At 66.6% G+C, this 380-nt stretch carries 1 protein-coding gene; it reads left to right on the top strand.

Annotated elements, in window-relative coordinates; all coding sequences use genetic code 11:
- Positions 1-380, top strand: a 380-nt coding sequence (locus tag HL658_RS36535; protein ID WP_211109951.1) for a transposase, incomplete at both ends; no start/stop codon positions are given.

The raw sequence follows: 380 nt of genomic DNA, 5'->3' as shown, positions 1-380 counted from the left end.
GCGTTCGTCGCCATCGGGAGCGCATTCGGTGCGCACGATACGATCCGCCATTCCCAGCGCGAGTATGTTCGCGGCAGCGTGCATGCCAACTCGGCCGAGGGCTTCACCGATCGTGTCCGGCGCACGATCGCCGGCGTCTTCCATCACATCAGCCCCGACCATGCCGACCTGTACTTTGGCGAGATCGGGTTCCGCTGGTCCCAGCGCACAGTGGCAGGTCAGGCCCAACGCCGGACCCGCAAGGGGCGGACGGTGATCCAGACCCTCTGGTCCCGTGTTCCCCCAGCCCTCCAACTTCCGGCCGTCTTCCGTTACGCTGCCGGGCGCCAAATCCGGCGGACCAAGAACGGCGGGATCAGCATCCGGTCGGCCATAGCTGT

Source organism: Azospirillum oleiclasticum (assembly GCF_013423485.1).
GTDB classification, from domain to species: Bacteria; Pseudomonadota; Alphaproteobacteria; order Azospirillales; family Azospirillaceae; genus Azospirillum; species Azospirillum oleiclasticum.
The sequence above is the reverse complement of the archived record's forward strand: the minus strand, read 5'-3'. Positions and strand labels throughout refer to the sequence as shown.